The organism is Streptomyces sp. KLMMK, assembly GCF_036961605.1.
In the GTDB taxonomy this organism is placed as follows: domain Bacteria; phylum Actinomycetota; class Actinomycetes; order Streptomycetales; family Streptomycetaceae; genus Streptomyces; species Streptomyces telluris.
The window spans coordinates 1-5831 of record NZ_JBAMDC010000398.1 but is presented as its reverse complement, the minus strand read 5'-3'; the positions used below and the strand labels follow the sequence as shown (position 1 = coordinate 5831).

Below are 5831 nucleotides of genomic sequence, written 5' to 3'. Positions count from 1 at the left end.
CCGCCAAGCCGAAGCGCACCCGCACCGCCAAGAAGGCTGCGGCCGTGGTGGAGCCGGTGGCCGAGGCCGCGGCCGAGGTCGCGGAGAAGCCCAAGCGGACCCGCAAGACCGCCGCGGCGAAGAAGGCCGAGGCCGAAGCCGCGGTCGGCACCGCCGAGGCCGCCGAGGCGAAGCCCAAGCGCACCCGCACCACGAAGAAGGCCGCCGCCGCGGTGGCCGAGCCCGTGGCCGACGCCGAGGCCAAGCCGAAGCGCACCCGTAAGGCCGCCGCCCCCAAGGCGGATGCCACGGAGGCCGTGGAGGCCAAGCCGAAGCGCACGCGCAAGGCCGCTGCGCCCAAGGCCAAGGCCGACGTGGACGCCTGACGCCAGGTCCGCTGACGAAGGCCGGTCCCCCGTCGTGGGGGACCGGCCTTCGCCGTTTCACCGGCCGGTCCGGCACCGCCGGACCACGACGGTGGGGGTTGAGCGCCGCTGCGGCAGGCATAGGGCGGGCCCCCGCGAAACGGTGAAAGGGCGGGAGCGGGGCCACTCCCTCCGCCTCAGCGGTGCGCAACCCGCCACCGGGGAGCCCGGCGGTGCCGGACATCCACAGCGCCCGGGGCGCTCCCCCGTACCGCACCGCGTTAGCCTCGACCCATGAGCAGGCCCCCCTTCCTCACCTTGCCCCCGTGCGCCCGCGCCCACCGGCTGTCCACCCCCCGCGGGGAATTCGCCGTGCACGACGCGCGGCCCTCCTCGCCGCCGCGCGGCACCGTGCTGCTCGTGCCGGGGTTCACCGGCAGCAAGGAGGACTTCATCGCGCTGCTGGAGCCGCTCGCGGCGGCCGGGTACCGGGCCGTCGCCGTGGACGGGCGCGGGCAGCACGAGAGCGAGGGGCCGCGGGACGAGGCGGCGTACACGCTGGGCGAGTTGGCGAGCGACGTCCGCGCCCAGGCCGAGGCCCTCGGCGGCGGCGTGCACCTGCTGGGGCACTCGCTCGGCGGGCTGATTTCCCGCGCCGCGGTGCTGGCGGACGCGTCCCCGTTCCGGTCGCTGACCATCATGAGCTGTGGCCCGGCCGCGATCTGCGCCGCGCAGCAGGAGCGCACGCGGCGCCTGGTCGCGGCGCTGGGCGCGTACGACATGGGCACGGTGTGGCTGGAGATGCGCCGGGCGGACGGGGAGAGCGCGCCGGCCGCGCCCGTCCCGCCGGAGCTCGACGCGTTCCTGCGCCGCCGCTGGATGGGCACGGTGCCCGAGCAATTGACGGCCACGGGAAGGCAGTTGACGGCCGAGCCGGACCGTACGGCGGAGCTGGCGGCGGTGCCGCTGCCCAAGCACGTGATCTCGGGCGCCGTGGACTACGCCTGGCCGGTGCCGTCGATCGACGCGATGGCGAAGGAGCTGTCGGCGGTCCGTACGGTCGTCGAGGGCGCCGAGCACTCCCCCAACGCCGAGCGCCCCGGCCCGACGGCGGAGGCGCTCGTCCGCTTCTGGGACCTGTCCTGAGCCCTGCCCCGGACCTGCCCTGAGCCCCGCTCCGCGCGCCGGTCAGCTCCGTACGGCGGTGGTGAGCGTGAAGAGCCCGCCGTCGGGGTCGCGCAGCGTCGCCTCGTGCCCCACCTGCGACTCTCCCGGCTCGGCGACGACCGTGCCGCCGGCCTCGAGCGCGGACTCGACGGCCTTCTCCACGTCGTCGACGCAGAAGTAGACGTGCCAGCGCGGCCGGATCTGCGGGTCGGGGGCGGCCTCGATGGCGCCGCCGCGCAGGCAGGCCACGGTGTGGCCGCCGGACCGCACCATGACGACTTCGTCCTCGTAGCGGACCTCGCAGCGGTCGGGCCGCCCCGTGGCCCACTCGAAGACCTCGCCGTAGAAGATGGCGGAGGCGAAGGCGTCGCGGGTGCGCAGCTCCAGCCAGGCGGGGGCGCCCTGGCGGCCGATCTGCCACTCGCGCAGGGTCTTGCCCTCCCAGAAGCCGAAGACGGCCCCCGCGGGGTCGGCGGCCAGTGCGGCGCGGCCGGGCCCGACGGTGAGCGGGCCGACGGCGACGGTGGCGCCGCGCTCGCGGATGCGCGAGGCGGTCACGTCGGCGTTCTCGACGGCGAAGTAGGAGGTCCAGGAGACGGGGACGCTGACGTTGACGCCCATGCGGCGGGCGACGTTGCTGATGCCTGCGACGGGCCTGCCGTCGGAGAGTGCGACGGAGAAGTCCTCGCCGAGGCTGCCGCGGCGGAAGGTCCAGCCCATGACGGCACCGTAGAAGGCCTGCGACGCGGCGAGGTCGCCGGTCAGCAGACTCACCCAGCACGGTGCCCCGGGCACGGCACGGTCAGTGAGCGACATGGCCGATCGCCTCGTTTCTGTTCCGGATTGCGGGTCGGGGATCCCCGTCAGGGGTGGCCGGGCCGGTGGCCGCGACCCCCTGCCAGGGTTCCACTCGGCTTCCCCGGATGCATTTCCGGCACGCGCGTTCACCGCGGAGTTCGTCCTATCCGAGGGAGGCCCGGCCGCCTGTGCGGACAACTACGCGGCCGGGCCGCCGGAACCGTACGGTCAGAACTGCGTGTGCAGGTGGTCCCAGAAGCCGTCCCGCAGCGCCCGCCGCAGGTCCGCGTGGCCGCGCAGGGAGAGCCCGAGCAGCGCCTCGGCCTCGACGAGCAGCTCCTGGTCGACGGCGCCGGGCAGGATCGGGTGGCCGGGCAGCAGCTCGGCGACGGTGTCGCGGCCGCGCGAGGCCAGCCACTGGGCGGCGACCTGGGCCCCGACGAAGCGCACGTCGTCGCGCCCGGGGGCGGGCCGGCCCGCGGCGGCGGCGTCCGCGAAGAGCTCGGCGGCGGGGCGCCGGCTGACGTACGGCTTGCAGAAGTCGAGGTCGAAGGTGCGCTGGCTGTCGACCTCCCACAGCAGCGGCTCGGCCTGGTTGCGCCCGCCGGTCGCCTCGATGCCCCACAGGTGGACGCGGGCGCCGTAGCCCTGGGCGGCCTCGACGGCAGAGACGAGGTCCTCGTCGCCGCCGATGAGGGCCGCGTCGCTGATGGCCCGGTGGCGGGCGAGCGACTCCAGGTCGGTGCGGATGAGGGAGTCGACGCCCTTCTGCTGGTTGTTGGCGTTGAGGTTGCCGAGGCGGACCTTGACGTCGGGGAGCTCGGCGATGCGCTGCTGCTCGGTGGTGTGGATGCGGCGGCGGGCGCCGTCGTACCAGTAGACGCGCAGCAGCCGGCTGTCGGGGAAGATCGTGCGCGCCCGGTCGATGAAAGCCTCGATCAGCCCTTCGGCGTCGAGGTCGAAGGAGCGGCGGTCCTCGGTGCCGGCGACGAGGCGGCCCGCCGCGGCATACACGTAGCCGGCGTCGACGAAGATCGCGTGGGTGGACGGGGTGGTCGCGACCTCGGCCAGTACGCGCGTCAGGAGGTCGTTGGTGCGCTCGACTGCGGCGGCGATCGCGTGCAGGTGCTCGGGGGAGTCAGCCATAGGATGTCATCTCGTTCGGTTACACGACGGACACGTTCCGTTGCACGGATTTAACAACTCTTAGTCAAGTTAAAAATTTCCTTAGCGTAGGGAATGGTTTCAGGGGTAACCTCGTTGTACCCGTACGGAACGCGCCCCGCCGACGCGGCGTGCTCCGTCAGCCATGCAGTTCTCCTCAGGAGGATCAGACGAAGGGAGAAGCCTTGCGCTTCGAAATCATGCGCCTGGACGACGTCGACGGCTCGGCCGTCGACAGCACCGTCGTGGACGCCGCCTCCGTCAACCGGATCGTGCAGCAGGCCGCTTTCACCGGCCAGCGCATCTACATCCGCCCAGCCACCTCCGCGGCACAGTAGCGGGCACAGTAGCGCCGACGCTCCTTCGCGAACGACGACACCCCCGTACGGGCTGCCCGTACGGGGGTGTCGTCGTTCGCCGCCTGTGCGGCAGGGCCGTCACCTGGCCGCGATCACCTGCGTGATGCCGTTGATGATCTGCTGGACGGCGAGCGCCGAGAGCATCATGCCCGCGAGCCGCGTCACCAGCACCACACCGCCGTCCTTGATCACCCGGATGATCAGCAGCGAGTAGCGCATCACCAGCCACAGCACGACGTGCATGGCGGCGATCGCCGACCACACCGAGATCTGCCCGCCGACGGAGTCCGCGTGCTGCACCGCGAGGATCACCGAGACGATCGCGCCCGGGCCGGCCAGCAGCGGCATGCCGAGCGGCACGAGCGCCACGTTGACGTCCTTGGTCTGCGTCGGCTCCTCCGACTTGCCCGTGAGCAGGTCCAGCGCGATCAGCAGCAGGAGCAGACCGCCCGCGATCATCAGGGCGGGGGTGGTGATGTGCAGGTAGTCCAGGATCTGCTGGCCGCAGATGCCGAAGACGGTGATCACGCCGAAGGCGACCGCGGCCGCCTGCCAGGCCATCCGGCGCTGGACCTTGGCCGGGCGGCCCGAGGTGAGCGCCAGGAAGATCGGGGTGATCCCCGGCGGGTCCATGATCACGAAAAGGGTGAGGAAGAGGGATCCGAAGACGGCGAAGTCGAACACAGTTGAGCCTTGCGGGAGTGGGTGGTGCGAGCAGGTGCGGGGACGCCCGCCGGGCCCGTACGGGCGTACGGACGGCGCGGGCAGGGGCGTACGGGCGCGGTCACCCGCGCACGGCATCACTGGGATGGGGATGTGCGTACGCGACCGGACCCGGAAGAAGGGTGGGTGCGGTCAGCCGCCGGCGCCGGGGACGGGGAACGCGCCCGTGGCCCGGCGCGTGATCTCGCCGTAGATTTCCGGATCGGTCGTGAACTCGCCGAGCACGCAGGTCTTGCGGCTGCCGTGGTAGTCACTGGAGCCGGTGGTCAGCAGGGAGAGGTCGGCGGCCAGGCCGCGCAGCCGGGCGCGGGTCGGGGCGTCGTGGTCCATGTGGTCGACCTCGATGCCGTCGAGCCCGGCCGAGGCCAGCTCGGCTATCGCGCTCTCGGAGGCGCAGTTGCCGCGCTTGAGCGCGAACGGGTGCGCCAGGACGGTGACCCCGCCGGCCGCCTTGACCAGGCGGATCGCGTCGAAGGGGTCCAGCTCGTGCTTCTCGACGAAGGCGCGGCCGTCGCCGGCGAGCCACTCGGAGGTGAAGGCGTCGGAGACGCTGTCCACGACGCCCAGCTCGACCATGGCGCTGGCCACGTGCGGCCGGCCGACGGCGCCGCCGCCCGCGATCTGCGCCACGCGCTCCCAGCGGACCGGGACGCCGAGCTCGTTGAGCTTGGTGACCATGGCGCGGGCGCGGGGGACGCGGTCGTCGCGGACGAGGTCCCGCTCGCGGGCCAGCTCGGGCTCCAGCGGGTCGAAGAGGTAGGCCAGCATGTGGACGCTGAAGCCGTCCGGGCCGCCGAGCCTGCAGGAGAGCTCCGCACCGGTGACGAGGGTCAGCCCGGCGGGGAGCGCCGCGATCGCCTCGGCGTGACCGCCGACGCCGTCGTGGTCGGTGAGCGCCACGACGTCCAGCCCGGCGGCGGCCGCGTTGCGGACCAGCTCGGCGGGGGTGTCCGTGCCGTCCGAGGCCGTGGAGTGGGTGTGCAGGTCGATACGCACGACACGACTCCTCACGACGGGCGGCGGACAGGGACCGGTTCAGGATAACCGGCGCGAAGGCTCGCGCCGGGCCGCGCGCGGACTGCCGGTCCCGTACGCCGTGCAAGACCGGCGCCGCCCGGGGGGGGGAACGGCCCGGCCCTCGGCCGGGGGCTCCCGGGCCCGCCCGGGCTGCCCGGCCGCCGGCCGAAGACGCCCCCGCGCCCGTTCATCCGCCGCAACGGCGCGCAACCACCACGGTGGAACCCGCCGCGGTGCCGAGCGCACCTGAGCTCGTACT

6 protein-coding genes and 1 pseudogene are annotated in these 5831 nt (G+C 73.5%); 3 read left to right on the top strand and 4 right to left on the bottom strand.

Features of this window, described 5'->3' with window-relative positions; genetic code table 11:
* A pseudogene (locus V7793_RS32055) lies at window positions 1-365 on the top strand (DEAD/DEAH box helicase); the annotation flags it as partial.
* 273 nt (window positions 366-638) lie between these two features.
* The gene (locus tag V7793_RS32050) at window positions 639-1490 is read left to right on the top strand and encodes an alpha/beta fold hydrolase (RefSeq protein WP_336013217.1); all 852 of its coding nucleotides are present in this window, start codon (window positions 639-641) and stop codon (window positions 1488-1490) included.
* 42 nt (window positions 1491-1532) lie between these two features.
* Here V7793_RS32050 and V7793_RS32045 read toward each other — a convergent pair whose 3' ends face one another.
* Window positions 1533-2327 carry a VOC family protein gene (locus V7793_RS32045; protein WP_336013215.1) on the bottom strand — a complete coding sequence of 265 codons (795 nt, stop codon included), beginning with the start codon at window positions 2325-2327 and terminating at the stop codon, window positions 1533-1535.
* A gap of 210 nt (window positions 2328-2537) precedes the next feature.
* Window positions 2538-3455, bottom strand: a complete 918-nt coding sequence (locus V7793_RS32040) for an NYN domain-containing protein (RefSeq protein ID WP_336013213.1) — start codon at window positions 3453-3455, stop codon at window positions 2538-2540.
* Between the two features lie 203 nt (window positions 3456-3658).
* Between V7793_RS32040 and V7793_RS32035 the strand changes: the two genes are divergently transcribed.
* Complete coding sequence (locus V7793_RS32035; protein WP_179082509.1) at window positions 3659-3811, top strand: hypothetical protein; 153 nt, start codon at window positions 3659-3661, stop codon at window positions 3809-3811.
* A 99-nt stretch (window positions 3812-3910) separates the two neighbouring features.
* Here V7793_RS32035 and V7793_RS32030 read toward each other — a convergent pair whose 3' ends face one another.
* Window positions 3911-4516 carry a MarC family protein gene (locus tag V7793_RS32030; RefSeq protein WP_336013211.1) on the bottom strand — a complete coding sequence of 202 codons (606 nt, stop codon included), beginning with the start codon at window positions 4514-4516 and terminating at the stop codon, window positions 3911-3913.
* 171 nt (window positions 4517-4687) lie between these two features.
* Window positions 4688-5551: a PHP domain-containing protein gene (locus V7793_RS32025; protein ID WP_336013210.1), complete on the bottom strand. Its 864-nt coding sequence runs from the start codon at window positions 5549-5551 to the stop codon at window positions 4688-4690.
* Between the last annotated feature and the right edge of the window lie 280 nt (window positions 5552-5831).